The following is a 16,489-nucleotide window of genomic DNA, read 5'->3' on the forward strand; positions in this document are numbered from 1 at the left end:
AGTAGATCTGTAGAAGAAGCCACAGATTATAATTATAAAGTAAAAATTGTAAATCTACGGTTTTCTTTGCCTTTAGGCGTGAAAACTCAGAAAATTATTTTTAGTGATAAAGAAGCTGAATTTCTTATTATTGAAAATTTTGGTATTAACATAACACCTTCTTTACTATTGCTCGGGGAAGTTAATGTAAAGGATATAACCGCTGAGCATTTAATTTTAACAAGGTTACCAAATTCCCACTTAAATTCTGAAAAACAGGATTTAACAAATAAAAAGCAATTAGGGTTTGTACCTAATATTAAAGTTACAAATATTACTATTAGTAATTTTATTTTATCTCCCGAACTTACTGAGCTTTCAGAGGATATTGGTTTCAGTTTTGCTGCTAATCTAAATTTTTATTCTCAAAACCAAACAATTCATTTTCGGACAAAGTTAAAAGCTAATACGGGAGGTAATGGATTAACTGATAAGAAAGTATCATTGATAAATGATACTGTTTTGCATACTGAAGGCCAGTTTGATTTTGCCAATAATACTCTAATTATGGAGGAATTTAATCTTTCCTCCGATTATTTTAATCTTGAGGGAAATTTTAATATTAATTTGTTAGAGAATTCTTTAGCTGGAAGTGCAAACTATAAGAGTTCTATATTAGAATACTTGCTTTCCGAGCGTAAGTCTTTAAAAAGTTTGTTTAAAGGGAAAATAGATTTTTCCGGGTTGTTATCTGCCCCTCATATTATTACCAATGGAGAAGTATTTTTTGAAGATGAAAGCCAGAACTATTTTCGATTACCGAAATTAAATTGGCAATCAGATTTAATAGTTAATAAAGAGGGTATAAATGGCCAAATTTCATTTGATACGGCTTCTATCAAGGCTAGAGGAGAAATAGGTAAAAACGCTGCGCAAATGTATTTGAAAGACTTTACTGTTAAAGGGCGCAATTTAAGTGGTAAGGGAAATTTATCTTTGGATAATAAAGGGAAAAGTGCAATAGGCGAATTTACTGTAAATAGTAATAATATTTATGAGTTAAAAGATTTCTTTCCTTTATTAGAAAAAGGGCAGGTGGATATTAAGGCAGGATATAAAAGAACTGATGCCGGAAAAGGACAATTAGATATTTTAGGTAAGGGTAAGCACCTTTCTACATCCCTTGTTAATTGTGATTTTATCGATTTTTCCTTATCTCTAAAGGATTTCGAAAAACTTATAATTAGTCATGCCGATATAAAGCTGCGTTCATTAGCCAGTAATTACGGGACAGTTAAATCGTTTATCTTCCAAGCTAAGGAAAATGTCTTAGGTATTGATTTTACTACGCATTTGGAATCGGTAGAACCTTATCTAATTAACTTAAAGGCTAATGGCCAGATAACCGGTAATTATTTGCAGAAACCCGGGGCAGGTGCTGTGAATCTTGAAATTATCAATAATATTAGCGGTACAATCGGTAAAATTAAAATTGCTACTCCAGAAGCTATTAAACTTAAGTTAGGGGAAGATTTCTCAGTTGTGATTCCAAGTCTTATAGCAAATGATGGTAAATTAAATTTGGATTTAAAAGGTAAGGGTTCTAACATAAATGGAACATTAAAAGTTACAAAATTTCCGTTAGCTATTGCTTCCAATTTTTTACCTGCAGTTTTTGATCAGTCACTTATTTCCGGAAGTGTAAGTTTAAGCGGTAATTCTCGATCCCCACTCCTTGATTCCAAATTAGAAATATATAATGCTAATCTTGCTGCTAAAGGTAGTATTCCTTCGATTTTAGCATTATCTTCGCATGTTGAAAATAATAAACTGCTCCTTAACGCTAATATAAAGCAGGAAAAGAGAGAGTTGGCAAGTTTTAAGCTCCAAGTTCCTTGTAACTTTTCTTTGTCTCCGTTGGAATTTTCAATATTGAAAAAGGGTAATCTCAAAGCAAATCTTACTCTGAATAAAGAAATTAACATTTTGTCTTTGATACCTTTACCTTTAGGTCATAAATTACAAGGATATCTGGACGGGGAAATAACAGCGTCTGGTAATATTGAATCATTAATAGTTAACGGTGGGATGAGCCTAGAAAAAGGTGAATATAGATATCAGGACTACGGAGTTAAACTAAAGGATGTTTCTGGTAAAATACTGGCCAAAAATAATAATATTTCAATATTAGACTTTATTGCCTATGATAATTACTCTAATTCTTTAGAAGCAAAAGGCGATTTATTTCTTAGCAAAGAGTTGCCGTTTAAATTATTAGTAAATACTAAAAAATTTAGTTTGATAAATAGCCCTTATCTTCAGGGCGAAATGGCTGGAAATCTTTCAGTCTTTGGTAATAATAAAAAAGCCTTGGTTAAAGGAAACTTTGACCTTGGACCTATGGAAATTAAAGTTCCAGAGCATTTTTCGGAAGATATACCTGCTATAAATGTTATTAGAACTATTAATAGCGGTAAAATTATTTACGAAACTGAAAATAAACCATCACCTTATGTATTAGATCTAGATGTTGGTCTAAATGCAAAACAGCAGGTTTATGTAAGGGGAAGAGGAGTAAATACTCTTCTTGCAGGAAATTTAACAATTGCCGGTAATGTTAGTAATCCAAACATTTTTGGTGAGCTTAGATCGATAAGAGGTAGATATCAAGAATTTGGTAAGCTTTTAACCGTTAAAGAAGGTATATTAACCTTTAATGGACCAATTTCTCCTTCTCCTTACTTAAATATAGTGGGTGCAACAGTAGTAGGAGATACAGAAATAAGGTTGATATTAGGAGGGTCTATTTTTACACCTGATATAAGAATTGAATCTACCCCATCGCTTAGCCAGCAAGACGCTCTATCGCTGCTCTTATTTGGAAAGAATCCGGATAGTATTTCTCCAGGGCAAGCTATTGGTCTTGCTAACGGAATGCGAAAATTATCTGGTAATGGAGGGGGATTTGACCCTGTTGGTTTGGGCAGGAAAATTTTAGGAGTTGATGATATTAGCATTAAGGAAGATGATAATACGGAAAGCTCTTATGTAGGAGTTGGTAAATATCTTACAGATAAAGTGTATCTAGAAATAGAGCAGGGCAATGAGGCTTTTGGCACAAAAACTAAAATAGAAGTAGAATTAACGCCTAAAATATCTCTTGAGGCAATAACAGGAGAAAAAGGTAATAGCTCTTTTGGAATTAATTGGCGTGTTAATTATTAGTAAAACATAAGGCTAATTTAATTAATAATATTAATAAAAAATAATGGTTAGATTTACATAAAGTACTTTTTGTGCTAACTTGAATCTGATAAATACTAAAAAGATAATTATGAAAATCCCGTACTACCTATATAAACAGTTTTGTTATAAAAAGAAGTTAAGAAAAGCAATTTTTAGGTAGATGATGTCAGGTTTTTTTAATAAGTTAAAGTCTGCCCTTAGTAAAACTTCCAACAAATTAAGTGTTGGGATAGAAAGTATCTTTAATAAGAAAAAGCTTGATTTAAACAGCTTAAACGAGTTGGAAGAGCTTCTTATATCCTCTGATACTGGTGTAAAGGTCGCAGAACAGATTGTTAATCTTTTAAAGAAGAAAAAATTTAACAAAGAAGTAACAGCTGATGAAGTTAAACTTGAACTTGCTTTGACTATCGCTGAACTTATGGAAAAGCATGACCGTAAATTTCAGCTAAATAGTGGCCTAAACATTATTTTAGTATGCGGTGTCAATGGTAATGGTAAAAGCACTTCTATAGGTAAATTGGCATCATTTTATGCTCGGGAGGGTAAGAAAGTGGCGATTGCTGCTTGTGATACTTTTAGAGCAGCAGCTACCGATCAAATAGCTAAGTGGGCAGAAAAAACTGGCGCTATTTTATTTATGGGAGAAGAAAAATCTGATCCTGCAAGTGTTGCTTATAAAGCTGTTACTGAGTCATATGATCGTAATATAGATGTGCTGTTTATAGATACTGCAGGTAGGTTGCATAACCAAAAGAACTTAATGGATGAATTAGCGAAAATAGTGAGGGTTATACAAAAAGTCGATCAATCAGCTCCTCACCATATTTTATTAGTTATAGATGCTACTACCGGTCAGAACGCTTTTGTGCAGACAGAAGAATTTAAGCGACTTGTTTCAATTTCAGGTCTAGTTGTTACAAAATTAGACGGCACGGCAAAAGCCGGTGTAATTATAGGCATATCAGAAAAATATTCCTTACCAGTATATTTTATAGGAGTGGGGGAAGGGGTAGAAGATTTAAAACCGTTTAACTATATAGATTTTTCTAAAGCCTTAGTTGGCATCAAATAAGCAATTGCTATTTGCTTATTGCAGTTTTTATTTCTGCATGAAGCTTTTAGCTGGGTTAACTTATTACAATATAATTATTTATAGTTACTACTTTTTGTGCCTAGTAGTAACCAAGCTAATCTAGATAAGATCTAGCATTACGTAACATTATGGCACTTTCTGTGGTTATATTAGCTTAACCTGGTATGCCATTCGGTAGCAGGGAAAATTAACCAATACTACCGACACGCCTTAAATAACTTAATTTAAATATCTTTTAATTAGTCTTTCCGTCAAAATTCTAAATTTTTGATGTAGTTTTAATAATTTTAAAAGTCAATCATCGCATTTTTATTTTTTTGGGGTATTTTTTTACCAAAAATATAAAATTTAGGTGCTATGATGGCAAAAATTCACAATTTACTCATGATTCTCTCTTGAGCAATGCTAATTGCTTAAATTATTAAGATTTTCGGAAAATTATTATGCGGTGGATTCTTTGAGAATATTAGTGATTCTACGCAAATTCAAGCCAACGGCAGAGATAAGCGGATTAACGATATCTCCAATTATTCCCTTAAGGTAGTTTCTACCCATACGACCAAAATTCTTTAGATGACCTATTATCGGTTCAATTGCACTTCTCCGCTTTTGCATCTTTTTGTCATCGGTTGATAAAGCTTTCTTGGTCTTGGCGGTAAAAACCTTGCCTTTTTCTTTGAAGTTATGGCCGGTGTAACCAAGATCTACAAAAATTTTGCTAGTCTCCGGACTTAGCTTGCGCAGCTCCGATACCGTTTGATCTAAAGTATGTCCGTCGTAGGGGTTACCGTGAAAAGATTTAACCCCAAGAATAAAGTTGCCTCGGCCGCTTACTGCAATCCCGACTTTGTTACCAAATTCGTAAGGTTTATTCATTTTACCCTTGCCGATACACTCTACCTCCGGAGCATGAAAGCTATAGACTATCTTATGCTCTTTTTTATAAATATCCTTGTCCTTTTTCTTAAGCACAGACTGGGCATGAATATTTTTAACTCTCGTAAAAATGGCGCTATCCTCAGCAGATAGTTCTAATTTTGATTTTTCTATACCTCTCCAGCATATACGGATCAACCTACCTAAGCGGACTTTTAAGCTTATCATTATTTTTCTACGTTGCCTTGCTTTACTATCTTCCTTGTACTTCCAAAGCTTGATCGTCTTATATTTAAAACTCTTGGCGTATGTCTCGTTAAGCGAAATACCAAGTCGTTTACAGAGATCTACTACTTTTGCTCTTGCGGTCTCCATTAAATGTACGTCATGTGGATGTTTGATATTCTTAATCTGTACAGTCGTATCTATAATCGCCGATTCCAAGTCTTTTTTTTTGAGTGCTCCGACCTTCAGTCCTATACGCAAAAGCTCTTTTAGAATCTCTTTATATCCTTCCTCTCCCAGAGCATTGCGGAATCTACGTATAGTCGCCTCCGATACGTCAATATCTTGTTGCATATACTCATAGCCGCAAAAATATTGCCAATATATATTTTCCTTTAATTCTTCCTCCGTAAACGAATCAGAACCGTTATACATAGCTTGCAGCATTGATAGTCCTAGCATTACTCTATGATCCTTCTTATTTCTACCGAATTGCTTGATTTCAACCTTAGCTAATGCCAGCGCTTCAAGTTCAGACCAATTTACCAAATCTCTCAGTTTATATAATTTGTTTTTGCGATTTAGTTGTATAGATAATTTTTCACCAAATAATCTTTCTTGTTTTTGAGAAAAACTAATATTTTCTATAGGCATATACTTTAAAATCCATAAGCTTTATGCGCTAATTATAACATTTTCTTATGGATTTCGTAAGCCATTTATAACATGAAACCCCTTCTAATTCAGGGGTAGAGAGTTTTGACGGAGAGACTAATTATGCTTAGTTTTTGCAGCAAAAGGTTTATTCATTTTTTCAGTAAAGTTTTTGCCCATAACTTCTAGCACTTCTATTGAAGATTTAGATGCTGTGTCTAAAATTTCTTTAGCGCTATTGATGTTGTGTTCTACTGTTGATTTCCAGTAATTTTGCTGGCAATTGGCAATTTGTTCAACATCCCCGGCTGAGGCAGCTTCTTTCATTGTATTAAACATTTCAGAAGTATTTTTTTGAAAAGAGTCAGCTCCCCTTTTTGCAATCGATTGAACAGTATCTGAAATGAGTTGGTTGGTAGATGTAATAGCTTCAGCAGTGTCCTTCATTATATTCCCAAGGGATGACATATCCATATTTGGCATCCATTTCATTGATTTTGCCAAGTTTTCTTGGTTCATAAATGATTGAAAAAACTCAAAAGGGTTATTGTTATTCATTATCTCTTCTCCATATTACTTAGTTAAATGCGCAATCAGCAACACGAACTTCAGGTTAGCATGCTTAAGCATTATTATATCAAAATTTTGATTTGCTACCAAAAAATAAATTAAAAGTTGATGTAAAGTAATTACTATATAAGCAGTTAATGAAGCTTTTTTTCTATAGTTTTAATTTCTTCTGATAATTTCAGCACAAGCTGGCGAAGTTGATTATACTCTTCACGAGTAACAAATTCATTTTGTAAAATTTTTTCTTTAATATACTCTGAGCTTTTCTCCTTTAAACTTTCAGAAGTTTTTTTAGCTACCATAGTAGCCCCAGCCAGAACCTTTATTATACTTTCTTGATTCATAAAGAGGTATACCTAATATTTATTTTATCATTTGACTATTATAATTGATAAAGCATGAAGACCTCTACTAAATTCTTCTTTTAATAAGTTTTTAATAATCTTATGTTGATCAAGTAGTGGGTGAGGGAAGAGGGAATCTGCTAAAATCTTGATAGTGAAATGGGATTCACCATTGGCAGGGCTGGAATTGTGACTGTTATGAAGGTAACTGTTGTTGATAATTTCTAAATATTGTGGCTTTAACACACTTAATTTTTGTTCAATTGTTTCTTGTCTCTTCATGCTTTTTTAAAAATTGTGAATGTATTATAGTTTTGCTACGATAATATCGCTGATTAATGAGAATGGCAAGTTGTTCTTGATCGGTAATTTTCATTTGGTGTTAGAGGATATGAACTACAAAAATGAGGCAACTACAGATTTGCAACAGGAAATAGAAAGGTGCAAGCAAGGTACTATGATGGTAGTTTGTTTGGTCAATAAAAATGAACTCAGCATATTATTTGATCACCCAAGCAAGATCGTTGAAAAATTTTATGTTGTTGTAGATATTGCGTGCCAAAAAGTAGATGGGTGTAAAATTATAAAAGATACAGATGCCACCAAATTATATATTTTGATTCCAAATGATAATAAAATAGCGGAGGAACTAGCTTATTCTATTTATTCTCAGGTGCAGCTATACGTTGATAAAGAATCTCCGGAAAGTTACCTAAAATGTTCAATAGGAAGCATAAGTTTCCCTCAAGATGTAGGTAATAAAGCAACAAAATTGCTTGCTTTGTTGAATTATGGAAATTTTACTTCAAGTGATAAATCCTATTATTTTAATTACGATGATGACCCAGTTGATATTAATGAATTAAGAGCGAGAAACGTACAACTTAACCTATTAAGAAGTGCTTTACTTGAGCAAACTGCTAAATTTATGTATCAGCCTGTGGTCGATCGTGAAACAGGAAATATTATTTACTATGAATGCTTATTAAGGGTTAAAAACAAAGAAAATAAATGGATATCAGTCGGGCCAATGATATGCGATGCTGAAAGTAAGGGGTTAATTAGTATTGTTGATTTTACAGTAATAGAGATGGCAATATCAGAGCTTGCTAGGGATAAAAAGATCAGCCTTTCAGTAAATATTTCTAATGTTGGTGTGCTAAATCACAGATTACTAAAGAGATTAAAAATATTGCTTAAAAAGTACGATGTGGCAACAAGGTTAATCATTGAAATCACGGAAACATCTTTAAACGATGATTTCGAAGCTATTAAAAGTTTTATTGATACTTTGCATAAGTATGGTTGTAAATTTGCTTTGGATGATTTTGGCTCTGGTTTTACTTCTTTTCAACAGCTTTTAAATTTACCAATCGATATTATAAAAATTGATGGTAGTTATATAAGGGACATATTAAGAAACGATCACAGTCGGTTTTTTGTTGAAACTCTTATTAAACTGGCAGCTGATCTGGGCATAAAAACCGTTGCTGAATTTGTGGAAAATGGTGAGATTGCTAAATTTCTGATTGATATAAAAATAGGTGGAATGCAAGGGAATTTCTTTTTACCAGCCTCGGAAGAAAGGATAACTTAATATAATGCTTTTTTTCTATTATTGTTATTAGTGTTAAACTTAAATTGCGTTTTAATTCTAATTATTAGTATTTTATGCCGGAAATAGCAGGGTATTTTACAAGATTAAGTAAGTAAGCAGTAGAAAAGCTACTTATTAATAAAAACTGAAGTTATACTTGAAGTTCATATTGGGTTAAAACCTAAGTAAAAATAAAGCAGTATATATGCGTGGGTTATATTATTTAATTTCTGTAAGTGGGTTAGTTACTACTTTTATTGCTTATCAATTCTCAGAAGCTGCGCTATATATTCTTTATTTTCTAATTCCCTATATTGTAATAGGGCTATGGGATATTTTTTCGACTAAGCATACTATTCTGCGTAATTACCCAGTGATTGGTCACTTGCGGTACATGTTTGAGTTTATTAGACCAGAAATTCAACAGTATTTTGTTGAATCAGACAAAGATGGTACACCTTTTAGCAGGGAAATAAGATCACTTGTATACCAAAAAGCTAAAGGAGTTAGGGATACGATAGCTTTTGGTACTAAGAATGATATAACAGCTATAGGTTATGAATTCTCTTATCATTCTCTTGCGCCTAAACATGTTAGGGAGGACGAAAATAAAGTGATTTTTGGTGGCGATTGTACAAAACCCTACAGTGCATCAAGGCTAAATATTTCTGGTATAAGTTTTGGAGCAATTAGTCCAAATGCTATTAGGGCTTTAAACAAAGGAGCAAAAATTGGTAATTTCGCTCATAATACCGGAGAAGGAGCAATTAGCCCTTATCATCTTGAGAATGGCGGAGATATTATTTGGCAGATCGGTACCGGTTATTTCGGTTGCCGTTATAAAAACGGCAGGTTCAATCCCGAAGCTTTTGCAGAAAATTCTAGTGATGACATAGTCAAGATGGTTGAGTTAAAGTTATCTCAAGGAGCCAAACCTGCTCATGGGGGCATTTTACCTGGAGTAAAAGTTACTGAAGAAATTGCTAGAATCCCGATGCTTGAGGCAGGAGTTGACGCAATATCTCCTCCTATGCATCCTGAATTTTCTACACCTATAGGGTTACTTGAATTTCTTGCTAAGCTTAAAAATTTATGCGGGGGGAAACCAGTCGGTATTAAATTATGCATAGGGCATAGAGGCGAGTTTATGGCTCTGTGTAAGGCAATGATTGCCACGGGTATAATCCCTGATTTTATTACAGTTGACGGAGCAGAAGGAGGCACTGGTGCAGCCCCTTTGATTTTTGCCGATAAGGTGGGGACTCCTATTAATGAGGCAATAATTTTTGTTCATAATGTTCTAGTAGGCGCAGGTTTACGAAATAGGATGCGTTTAATTGCCAGTGGTAAAGTAGCAACTGGTTATGATATGCTAACAAAAATTGCTCTAGGGGCTGATACTTGTAATGCCGCAAGAGCTATGATGTTTGCTCTTGGTTGTATACAATCTCTTCAATGTAATACCGATAAGTGCCCAACGGGGATTGCGACGCAAAATAAGCATAGATGGAAATCACTAGATGTACCAGATAAATCACTACGTGTAAGCAATTTTCATCGCCGTGTATTATCTGATTTTTCCGAAATTGTGGGGGGCCTTGGGTTAAGTAGTCCAGAGGAGCTGGACGCTTCGCATGTTAGAAAATATACGGATATAGGAGTTAGCAAAAGCTTTGCCGAAATCTATCCAATGGCGAAAACTGGGGAGCTTTTAGACCCAGCTGCTCAAGGGGTGTATGCGGATTTATGGAAAAGTGCCAAAGCTGAAAGTTTTAATTAACTTTATGAACTTAGAGAGTTCTGACTAAATAGCGCATTCGCAATAAAACTACCTATTGGTTGTATAATTATATTTTGTAGGGAATCAACTAGTTTATTACTACAAAAAATTAGAAGGTAAACTATAAAAATACTGTAAATTATATCGGCCGGATAATGCATTGCGAGGGTAATTCTAGAGATTGGTACAAGGGTTACTAACAATAACATTCCTGCTTTCTGGTATTTTGTAAGGTGTGGACATAAATAATAAGCTATAAGGATAGCAAGTCCAGTGTGGGCGCTTGGGAATGAGGATAAGCAGCGTTCTTTCGTTACGTCAAGGATGGTGGTAAATTCCGAAGGAAAAAGAGAGCAAAAGGGCCTTGGTAGGTTAATACCAAACTTAAAAGCAGCATAGGCAAAACCAAATAAAGCATAACATGTTCCGGCTTTTACTAGTGTATTGTAAATAGGAACGAATTCCATTTTTGGATTTGAAAGTTTTTTTAATTTGAAATAGCAATATAAGCATATTATAAGATAGTATGCTGCAAAATTCCCGATAAAGAAAAATTGTGAAATTATTTTAAGGATATTAGGAACTATGCTGACGTTAGTAATTTTATTAACAAAGATAAATATTTCTTTATTAAGGCCAAAAAAATTATAAATAACGTTATACATACTATTCATAGAGTAAAATACATGTTAGAAGTTAATATTTTAGGATGCGGATCATCTCTAGGTGTTCCTGTTATAGGTTGTAGCTGTTTAGTTTGTAAATCTGATTCACCATATAATAAAAGACTTAGATCTTCAATAATAATTAGCCAGAATGAGACAAGAGTCCTGGTAGATTTCGGTTTTAATATTAAGGAGCAATTGATTAATTCAGGTATTTATCATCTAGATGCTGCAATTTTAACTCATGAGCATGCTGACCACCTTAGCGGTATAGATGAATTAAGAGTGTTTTTTTATATTCACGGAAAACCTCTTAATGTTTTTATTCTTGAATCTATCGCACCCTTGATTTTTGAAAGGTATAAATATTTATTTGATAGTGGGTTGCTTAAAATGAATATTGTTAATGAGTTTCAGGAAATTAAAGTTAATAATACTGTTTTTCAGTTATTCCCTCAAATTCACGGAGCAATTAAGAGCCTCGGTATTAGGATAGAAGAGTTTGTTTATTCTTGTGATGTTTCCTCTATCTCTGTTGAATCAGAAAAATATTTATATAATACCAAAGTATGGATAGTAGATTGTGTGGATTATAAATCCACTATTAAACATGCGGGGCTTGAAAGAGTTTTTGAATGGGTTAAAAAATATGTACCCGAAAAGGTTTATTTAACTAATATGAGTCATAATATTGATTACCATGAAATTATTACCAAGATGCCGCCTCATATTGCGCCCCTTTATGATGGATTTAAAATAAAACTTTAATTATATAGTATTTGTGTATATAAAATTCTTGCTATTGATTTAAAAGTTAGATATAGTTCTTCAGAAATTTTAATTAAATATTAGATTACTGATGGACATTAGTATTCCATTTGTAGTTGTTTTTTTAACTTCAGTTTAGAGTGTATTTAGTAGATGCCAACAAATAATCAGCTTGTTAGAAAGGGACGCCAACCAAAAATTAAGAAAACAAAGTCACCCGCTCTTAGAGGAAATCCGTTTTTAAAAGGTGTGTGTGTTATTGTAAAAACAGTTACTCCAAAAAAACCGAATTCAGCTCTTCGTAAGATGGCTAGGGTTCGTTTAAGTAATGGTGAATATGTAAATGCTTATATTCCCGGGGAGGGGCATAATCTTCAAGAACACTCTGCGGTTCTTGTGAGGGGTGGTAGAGTCCCAGATCTTCCTGGTGTAAAATATCATATAGTTCGCGGTGCACTTGATACGCAGGGTGTTAAGGGGCGTAAGCAGGGTCGTTCTCGCTATGGTACTTCTTCTAAGGGTAATAAATAGTTATTTAATGTAAATTGTATAGTTAAGGTATAAAATGTCGCGTCGTCATGCAGCAGTAAAAAAGGTAATAAAGCCGGATACTAAGTATAATAGTGTGTTGTTATCTAGGTTTATCAACAACGTTATGAAAGATGGGAAAAAGTCTCTCGCAGAAAAAATTGTTTATGGAGCTTTAAATAGAGTGGAAAAAAAGCATAATGCTGATGCTTTTAAAACTTTTACCGATGGTATAAATAACGTAAAACCTTTTGTCGAGGTTACTTCTGTAAGGGTTGGTGGTGCTAATTACCAAGTGCCATCGTCTGTTGATGAAAGGAGAGGTTATGCTTTGGCGACAAGATGGCTTATTAATGCGGCTCTAAAACGTTCTGGCCTTAGTATGGTTGAGAAATTAGCTGAAGAGTTATTCGATGCTGCTAATAACCGTGGGGTTGCAATTAAAAAGAAAGAAGATACTCATAAAATGGCTGAGTCTAATAAGGCTTTCGCACATTTTGCCCAAAGAACTTCCTAGAGGTAACGTATCATGTCTAAGTATAAATTATCTGAAGTTCGTAATATTGGTATATGCGCTCATATAGATGCGGGTAAAACAACAACTACCGAGCGTATTCTATATTATACTGGTAAATCTCACAACATAGGAGAGGTCCATGATGGTGGTGCAACCATGGATTGGATGGAGCAGGAGCAGGAGCGAGGTATTACTATTACCTCTGCGGCCACTACTTGTTTTTGGAATGAAAAAAGAATTAACATCATAGATACTCCTGGACACGTTGATTTTACTATTGAGGTAGAACGGTCTCTTAGAGTTCTCGATGGTGCTGTTACTGTATTTGATGGGGTAGCAGGTGTTGAACCTCAGTCTGAAACTGTTTGGCGGCAAGCTGATAAATACTCTGTGCCGAGAATGTGTTTTGTTAATAAACTAGATAGAATGGGTGCCGATTTCTTTAGATGTGTCGGTATGATAAAAGATAGATTAGGTGCTTTGCCTTTGGTTTTACAATTGCCTATAGGTAACGAAGAAACATTTGTGGGTGTTGTTGATCTGGTAAAAATGCAGTCCGTGATTTGGAAAGATGGTTCACTGGGAGCTGAGTATGTTTATGGTGAAATTCCGGCTGATCTAAAGGCGCAAGCGGATGAATACAGAGCTAGTATGTTAGATATTGTAGCAGAAATAGACGATGCAATAATGGAAAAATACCTAGAAGGCACGGAGCTTTCGGAAGCAGAAATTAAGTCTTGTATTAGAAAAGGTACTATTTCAAGTAAGTTTGTGCCGGTAGTTTGTGGTTCAGCTTTTAAAAACAAAGGCGTGCAGCCATTGCTTGATGCGGTCGTGGATTATTTACCTTCGCCTTTAGATATACCAGATACTAAGGCAATTGATGCCAAGACCGGTGAAGAGAAATCTATAAAGAATTCTGTTGATGGTTCTTTTGCTGCTCTGGCTTTCAAGATTATGAATGATCCTTTTGTGGGTTCTTTAACCTTTATTAGAATTTATGCTGGTAAGCTCTCCGCCGGTAGTACTGTACTTAACACAGTAAAAGGTGAAAAAGAAAGAGTAGGGCGTATGCTCCTTATGCATGCTAATAATCGTGAAGATGTTAAAGAAGCGGTGGCGGGAGATATTGTTGCTCTTGCGGGTCTAAAGAATACTACCACTGGTGATACTTTATGTTCACTTGAAGGTAATGTCATTTTAGAAAAAATGGATTTTCCAGAGCCTGTTATCCAGCTCGCTGTAGAGCCAAAATCTACAGCTGATCAAGAAAAAATGTCTTTTGCATTACAAAAATTAGCTGCTGAAGATCCATCTTTTAGAGTTTTTACCGATGATAGTGGTAGAACTAATATTAGTGGTATGGGTGAACTCCATCTGGAAATTCTTGTCGACCGTATGAAAAGGGAATTCAAGGTAGAAGCGAATGTTGGAGCTCCGGAAGTAGCTTATTGTGAAACTATTACCAAACCTTATGAAATTGATTACACTCATAAGAAACAATCAGGTGGTGCTGGTCAGTTTGCAAAAGTCAAAATCTTATTTGAACCAGCCGCTCTTGGAGAAGGTTTTGTTTTTGAAAGTAAAATTGTTGGCGGTGCAATACCTAAGGAGTATATACCGGGTGTAGAGAAAGGTTTAAATGCGATAAAGAATTCTGGTATTATTGCGGGCTACCCGATGATTAATTTTAAAGCTACATTGCTTGACGGTTCTTATCATGATGTTGATTCTAGTGTGCTTGCTTTTGAAATAGCTGCTAAAGCTGCTTTTAGAGAAGGTATGCCGCTTGCTGGGCCAAAATTACTTGAGCCGATTATGAAAGTTGAGGTTGTTACGCCTGAGGAATATATGGGTGATATTATTGGAGACCTAAATTCTAGAAGGGGGCAGGTAACTAGTATGGACAATAGAGGAAATGCAAAAGTTATTTCAGCTAATGTGCCTCTTGCAGAGATGTTTGGTTATGTGAATACTTTAAGATCCCAATCTCAGGGTAGAGCTAGTTTTTCCATGGATTTAGATAGTTATGCTCAAGTGCCTCAGCATGTAGTGGATGCTATTTTATTAAAACAACAAGGTAAAAACAAACCTTAATTATTAGAAATATTTCTCTTTTAAGAGAAGTAAATAACTAATCGCTATTCTCTAATAATTAAATATGTTGATTTATTGGGAGAACTGTGATAGGAGTGTAGCTCAACTGGTAGAGCGCCGGTCTCCAAAACCGGAGGTTGCGGGTTCGATTCCTGTCGCTCCTGCCAAATAAAATAAGGCAGATGTTGGGATTGTAATGAAACAAACAAAAGTATATAAATTTTTTGATCAAGTTCGGCAGGAAGCAAAAAAAGTTGTTTGGCCAGAAAGAAAAGAGTTAATTACTTCGGTAGTAGTTGTAATTATCGCTGTATTTTTGTTTAGCTTGGCAAGCTTGATTTTAGATTATGGTATTCACAATATGATAAGATTTTTCTTGAATATTGGAAAATAAAGCAGGGATTAATAGAAGTAAAATAATATGGTTGCTAAGTGGTATATACTACATACTGTTTCTGGTTCTGAGAAAAGGGTAAAACAAATGATACAGGATCAGATTGCCAAAAAAGGTATGTCTGACCAGTTTGAAGAGATAGTTGTACCGGTAATAGAAGTTCCCGAGATAAAAAGAGGAAAGCAGGTTATTACTGAGAAAAAGTTTATGCCTGGTTACATTTTGATTAAGATGAAAATGACGGATGAGTCTTGGCATTTAGTTAAAGGTGTTCCTAAAATAACCGGCTTTTTGGGTACTAAAACCAAACCGAATCCTATGAGTGATGAAGAAGTAGGAAGGATATTTAAGCAACTAGAATCTGAAAATAAAAATGCTACTGCTTCAAGTTTATATAATGTTGGAGACAAAATACAGGTTATAGATGGTCCTTTTGATAGTTTTTCAGGTTTTGTTGAGGAAGTTGATATTGAAGGTCAAAAGCTAAAAATTTCTGTTTCTATTTTTGGTAAGGCAACACCTATTGAGCTTAATTTTAGTCAGGTAAAGAAAAATTAATAAAAGTTGAATGTGGCTAACTTTTAGACAGGTTTGTATATAATATTTAAACAATAATTTGATTAATTTTAAGATAAGGGCTATAAGTATTAAACTGATTGTAAATTTTAGAATTAGTGTTGTTAATTAGAGGATATAAGTTTTTAAGGTAATAGTAAAAATGGCAAAAAAAATTGATGGGTATATTAAATTAACAGTCCCAGCGGGTAAGGCAAACCCTGCGCCGCCGATAGGTCCTGCTCTTGGCCAGAAAGGGGTGAATATTATGGAATTCTGTAAGGCTTTTAATGCTGCAACCAGCTCTATAGAGCCTGGTACTCCCTTGCCTGTAGTAATTACTGTTTATGCTGATAAAAGTTTTGATTTTGTTACTAAAACCCCACCCGCTTCTTTCTTTTTAAAGAAATTTGCCAAAATTGGAAAAGGTTCTTCTGCTACTAAAAAAGATGCAGTGGTAGGTACTGTTACTATGTCTGATTGTGAAGAGATTGCTAAAATTAAAATGCAAGATCTAAATGCTAATGATATTGCAGCTGGTGCAAAAATTATAGCAGGAACAGCAGAGTCTATGGGGATCAAAGTAATAAAAGGTTAA

General features: G+C 34.3%; 16 protein-coding genes and 1 tRNA gene. 12 read left to right on the plus strand and 5 right to left on the minus strand.

What is annotated here, in order from left to right; genetic code table 11:
- Nucleotides 1-78: 78 nt before the first annotated feature.
- Both N3Z16_RS07780 and ftsY read left to right on the plus strand, forming a co-directional pair.
- Nucleotides 79-3,204, plus strand: a complete 3,126-nt coding sequence (locus N3Z16_RS07780; RefSeq protein ID WP_282486060.1) for a translocation/assembly module TamB domain-containing protein — start codon at nucleotides 79-81, stop codon at nucleotides 3,202-3,204.
- Between the two features lie 184 nt (nucleotides 3,205-3,388).
- Nucleotides 3,389-4,300, plus strand: coding sequence for a signal recognition particle-docking protein FtsY (ftsY, locus tag N3Z16_RS07785; protein WP_282486061.1), 912 nt, complete (start codon nucleotides 3,389-3,391; stop codon nucleotides 4,298-4,300).
- A gap of 462 nt (nucleotides 4,301-4,762) precedes the next feature.
- Here ftsY and N3Z16_RS07790 read toward each other — a convergent pair whose 3' ends face one another.
- The 4 genes from N3Z16_RS07790 to N3Z16_RS07805 form a co-directional block, all read right to left on the minus strand.
- Entirely contained in the window at nucleotides 4,763-6,076 is a 1,314-nt protein-coding gene (locus N3Z16_RS07790; RefSeq protein WP_282485558.1) for an IS5 family transposase, read from the minus strand.
- 117 nt (nucleotides 6,077-6,193) lie between these two features.
- The gene (locus tag N3Z16_RS07795; protein ID WP_282486062.1) at nucleotides 6,194-6,634 is read right to left on the minus strand and encodes a phasin family protein; all 441 of its coding nucleotides are present in this window, start codon (nucleotides 6,632-6,634) and stop codon (nucleotides 6,194-6,196) included.
- A 146-nt stretch (nucleotides 6,635-6,780) separates the two neighbouring features.
- On the minus strand, nucleotides 6,781-6,990 hold the full coding sequence (locus tag N3Z16_RS07800) for a hypothetical protein (protein WP_223938604.1): 210 nt from the start codon (nucleotides 6,988-6,990) through the stop codon (nucleotides 6,781-6,783).
- Nucleotides 6,991-7,017: 27 nt separating this feature from the next.
- The gene (locus N3Z16_RS07805) at nucleotides 7,018-7,272 is read right to left on the minus strand and encodes a BolA family protein (RefSeq protein WP_223938602.1); all 255 of its coding nucleotides are present in this window, start codon (nucleotides 7,270-7,272) and stop codon (nucleotides 7,018-7,020) included.
- Nucleotides 7,273-7,348: 76 nt separating this feature from the next.
- Between N3Z16_RS07805 and N3Z16_RS07810 the strand changes: the two genes are divergently transcribed.
- Both N3Z16_RS07810 and N3Z16_RS07815 read left to right on the plus strand, forming a co-directional pair.
- The gene (locus N3Z16_RS07810; protein WP_282486063.1) at nucleotides 7,349-8,587 is read left to right on the plus strand and encodes an EAL domain-containing protein; all 1,239 of its coding nucleotides are present in this window, start codon (nucleotides 7,349-7,351) and stop codon (nucleotides 8,585-8,587) included.
- 394 nt (nucleotides 8,588-8,981) lie between these two features.
- On the plus strand, nucleotides 8,982-10,367 hold the full coding sequence (locus N3Z16_RS07815; protein ID WP_282486064.1) for an FMN-binding glutamate synthase family protein: 1,386 nt from the start codon (nucleotides 8,982-8,984) through the stop codon (nucleotides 10,365-10,367).
- Nucleotides 10,368-10,369: 2 nt separating this feature from the next.
- Here N3Z16_RS07815 and N3Z16_RS07820 read toward each other — a convergent pair whose 3' ends face one another.
- The gene (locus N3Z16_RS07820; protein WP_282486065.1) at nucleotides 10,370-11,032 is read right to left on the minus strand and encodes a phosphatase PAP2 family protein; all 663 of its coding nucleotides are present in this window, start codon (nucleotides 11,030-11,032) and stop codon (nucleotides 10,370-10,372) included.
- Nucleotides 11,033-11,053: 21 nt separating this feature from the next.
- Between N3Z16_RS07820 and N3Z16_RS07825 the strand changes: the two genes are divergently transcribed.
- The 8 genes from N3Z16_RS07825 to rplK all read left to right on the plus strand — a co-directional run bounded on the left by N3Z16_RS07825 (nucleotide 11,054) and on the right by rplK (nucleotide 16,489).
- Nucleotides 11,054-11,800 (plus strand): MBL fold metallo-hydrolase, encoded by a 747-nt coding sequence (locus tag N3Z16_RS07825; protein ID WP_282486066.1) that lies wholly within the window; start codon nucleotides 11,054-11,056, stop codon nucleotides 11,798-11,800.
- Nucleotides 11,801-11,953: 153 nt separating this feature from the next.
- Nucleotides 11,954-12,331 carry a 30S ribosomal protein S12 gene (gene rpsL, locus N3Z16_RS07830; protein ID WP_223938595.1) on the plus strand — a complete coding sequence of 126 codons (378 nt, stop codon included), beginning with the start codon at nucleotides 11,954-11,956 and terminating at the stop codon, nucleotides 12,329-12,331.
- Nucleotides 12,332-12,365: 34 nt separating this feature from the next.
- A complete protein-coding gene (gene rpsG / locus N3Z16_RS07835; RefSeq protein WP_282486067.1) occupies nucleotides 12,366-12,845 on the plus strand; it encodes a 30S ribosomal protein S7 in 480 nt (159 codons plus the stop codon).
- Nucleotides 12,846-12,857: 12 nt separating this feature from the next.
- Nucleotides 12,858-14,942 (plus strand): elongation factor G, encoded by a 2,085-nt coding sequence (gene fusA, locus N3Z16_RS07840; RefSeq protein ID WP_282486068.1) that lies wholly within the window; start codon nucleotides 12,858-12,860, stop codon nucleotides 14,940-14,942.
- A 91-nt stretch (nucleotides 14,943-15,033) separates the two neighbouring features.
- Nucleotides 15,034-15,109 (plus strand) — tRNA-Trp (locus N3Z16_RS07845).
- Between the two features lie 29 nt (nucleotides 15,110-15,138).
- Entirely contained in the window at nucleotides 15,139-15,336 is a 198-nt protein-coding gene (gene secE, locus N3Z16_RS07850) for a preprotein translocase subunit SecE (protein WP_223938590.1), read from the plus strand.
- Nucleotides 15,337-15,363: 27 nt separating this feature from the next.
- A complete protein-coding gene (gene nusG / locus N3Z16_RS07855) occupies nucleotides 15,364-15,894 on the plus strand; it encodes a transcription termination/antitermination protein NusG (protein WP_282486069.1) in 531 nt (176 codons plus the stop codon).
- A gap of 160 nt (nucleotides 15,895-16,054) precedes the next feature.
- A complete protein-coding gene (gene rplK / locus N3Z16_RS07860; RefSeq protein ID WP_223938588.1) occupies nucleotides 16,055-16,489 on the plus strand; it encodes a 50S ribosomal protein L11 in 435 nt (144 codons plus the stop codon).

It is taken from the genome of Candidatus Megaera polyxenophila, assembly GCF_029982035.1.
In the GTDB taxonomy this organism is placed as follows: Bacteria; Pseudomonadota; Alphaproteobacteria; order Rickettsiales; family Rickettsiaceae; genus Megaera; species Megaera polyxenophila.

Coding starts and splice junctions, on each gene's coding strand:
- secE (WP_223938590.1), top strand. CDS start 15,139: ATGAAACAAACAAAAGTATATAAATTTTTTGATCAAGTTCGGCAGGAA.
- N3Z16_RS07805 (WP_223938602.1), bottom strand. CDS start 7,272: ATGAAGAGACAAGAAACAATTGAACAAAAATTAAGTGTGTTAAAGCCA.
- N3Z16_RS07820 (WP_282486065.1), bottom strand. CDS start 11,032: ATGTATAACGTTATTTATAATTTTTTTGGCCTTAATAAAGAAATATTT.
- rpsL (WP_223938595.1), top strand. CDS start 11,954: ATGCCAACAAATAATCAGCTTGTTAGAAAGGGACGCCAACCAAAAATT.
- N3Z16_RS07800 (WP_223938604.1), bottom strand. CDS start 6,990: ATGAATCAAGAAAGTATAATAAAGGTTCTGGCTGGGGCTACTATGGTA.
- N3Z16_RS07815 (WP_282486064.1), top strand. CDS start 8,982: ATGTTTGAGTTTATTAGACCAGAAATTCAACAGTATTTTGTTGAATCA.
- rpsG (WP_282486067.1), top strand. CDS start 12,366: ATGTCGCGTCGTCATGCAGCAGTAAAAAAGGTAATAAAGCCGGATACT.
- N3Z16_RS07790 (WP_282485558.1), bottom strand. CDS start 6,076: ATGCCTATAGAAAATATTAGTTTTTCTCAAAAACAAGAAAGATTATTT.
- ftsY (WP_282486061.1), top strand. CDS start 3,389: ATGTCAGGTTTTTTTAATAAGTTAAAGTCTGCCCTTAGTAAAACTTCC.
- nusG (WP_282486069.1), top strand. CDS start 15,364: ATGGTTGCTAAGTGGTATATACTACATACTGTTTCTGGTTCTGAGAAA.
- N3Z16_RS07795 (WP_282486062.1), bottom strand. CDS start 6,634: ATGAATAACAATAACCCTTTTGAGTTTTTTCAATCATTTATGAACCAA.
- rplK (WP_223938588.1), top strand. CDS start 16,055: ATGGCAAAAAAAATTGATGGGTATATTAAATTAACAGTCCCAGCGGGT.
- N3Z16_RS07825 (WP_282486066.1), top strand. CDS start 11,054: ATGTTAGAAGTTAATATTTTAGGATGCGGATCATCTCTAGGTGTTCCT.
- fusA (WP_282486068.1), top strand. CDS start 12,858: ATGTCTAAGTATAAATTATCTGAAGTTCGTAATATTGGTATATGCGCT.